Raw genomic sequence first — 1,889 nt, 5'->3', positions numbered from 1 at the left:
CTGGAGCGGGGAGCCAGCGGTTCCTGCCTACAGCTTCTTGAAAGAGCTGGCTGAGCGGGGCTACCAGGGTGAAGTCGCTGCTTTTGAGACTGATGCCGGCAGCGTCGGCAGCTTTTTTGCCAGCTTCGCCAGCCAGGCCAAGGCTTTGGGCTTGAATTACGTGGAAAAGTAAGTATACGGGCCATGCATAGTGACTTGCAGAAGAAGCAATATTCAAAACATTTTTAAGTGAGTATCATATTAATCATCAGCTAACTGATAATTTAACGAAGAGAAGGTGGCAAAAGCATTATGACAAATGTGCCAACAGTAAAATTGAACAATGGCGTTGAAATGCCAACTTTGGGTTTCGGCGTTTTCCAAGTGCCGGATCTCTCTGAAGCCCAAAAAGCCGTTGAAGAAGCCCTGGCAACGGGCTACCGCTTGATCGATACGGCCGCTGCCTACCAAAACGAAGAGGCAGTCGGCAAGGCGATCAAGGCCAGCTCCGTCAAGCGCGAGGACGTCTTCGTGACTTCCAAGCTCTGGGTTTCTGACTTCAGCTACCGCCGGGCCAAGGCCGGGATCGACGCTTCTTTGGAGAAGCTGGGCCTGGACTACATGGACCTTTACCTGCTCCACCAGCCATACGGCGACACCATGGGCGCCTGGCGGGCTTTGCAGGAAGCGCAAAAGGCCGGCAAGATCCGGGCGATCGGCGTTTCCAACTTTTACGCCGACCAGCTCAAGAACCTGGAATTGACCATGCCGGTCAAGCCAGCCTTGAACCAGATCGAGGTCAACCCTTGGTACCAGCAGGAAAAGGAAGTTGCCCTCAACCAGGCTGAAGACGTCAGAGTTGAAGCCTGGGCCCCGTTTGCTGAAGGCCAGCACGGCATCTTCAGCAACCCGGTTCTGACTGAAATCGGCGCCAAGTACGGCAAGTCAGCCGGCCAAGTCATCCTGCGCTGGCTCTTGCAAAGAAACATCACGGTGATTCCTAAGTCAGTTCACCAGAAGCGGATGGCTGAAAACATCGACGTCTTCGACTTTGAGCTGACCAACGAAGAAATGAAGACCATTGCCAGTCTGGACCGCAATGAAAGCCAGTTCTTCGACCACCGTGACCCGAAGACCATTGAACAGATCTTCGGCAGCAGCCTGGCCGCGGTCAAGGCTGACGAAAACAACTAAAGTTTCAACAGTTAATTCCTATAGAGTCATATCAGATCTCAACATTTTTATCCTCATTTTCAAAATCGATTATATCCTCATTCTTTTTCTTAACAATACCTAACATAAAGACATTACACATTATCTAGATCCTTCTTGGTCCACCCTGTCCGGGCCAAGGGGGATTTTTTTTGCGAGGCAAAAAGATGTAACTCATATAGTTTCAAACAGCTTGCACTTTTAATACTTATTTAGCTGTGCTTAAAAGTTTGGCCAAAAATGTTGACAAGCTACCTGTAACAGTATATATTACATGTTAAATAGAAATGAACAAGTGATTTAGAGCTGAATGGATCACATGAAAAGGGCAGATTGCCGAGCACTGGTCCAGCAAGGAGATCGTGCCGGAACAGGCAGGGCTTGCCAATTCCGGCAAGTTTTAACAAAGAAAGCATAGGTAAAAATGAACTTTTTTGACCTTTTGACTGGCAACAAATCCCAGCCGAAAATGGAATTTACGGAAAAAACAGCCCTTTTCAAGCAGAAGCTGGCAGAGGCCGACGCGGTCTTGATCGGGGCAGGCAGCGGCTTGTCAACGGCGGCAGGCTACACTTACTCTGGCGAAAGATTTGCCAAGTACTTCAAGGATTTCGCGGAAAAATACCATTTCGCCGACATGTATGCCGGCGGCTTTTACCCTTATCCCTCCTTGGGGGAATTCTGGGCTTATTGGAGCC

General features: G+C 49.4%; 1 protein-coding gene and 1 pseudogene. Both read left to right on the top strand.

The window, feature by feature from the left end; genetic code table 11:
* Positions 1-291 precede the first annotated feature (291 nt).
* Entirely contained in the window at positions 292-1,173 is an 882-nt protein-coding gene (locus tag lacNas_RS07565; RefSeq protein WP_201331268.1) for an aldo/keto reductase, read from the top strand.
* Positions 1,174-1,615: 442 nt separating this feature from the next.
* Positions 1,616-1,889 (top strand): annotated as a pseudogene (locus lacNas_RS07560) (hypothetical protein); the annotation flags it as partial.

Origin of the sequence: Lactobacillus nasalidis (assembly GCF_016587775.1) — a bacterium.
Taxonomy (GTDB): domain Bacteria; phylum Bacillota; class Bacilli; order Lactobacillales; family Lactobacillaceae; genus Lactobacillus; species Lactobacillus nasalidis.
The sequence above is the reverse complement of the archived record's forward strand: the minus strand, read 5'-3'. Positions and strand labels throughout refer to the sequence as shown.

Excerpts from the sequence above, each read along its gene's own strand:
- lacNas_RS07565 (WP_201331268.1), top strand. The coding sequence starts at position 292 with ATGACAAATGTGCCAACAGTAAAATTGAACAATGGCGTTGAAATGCCA.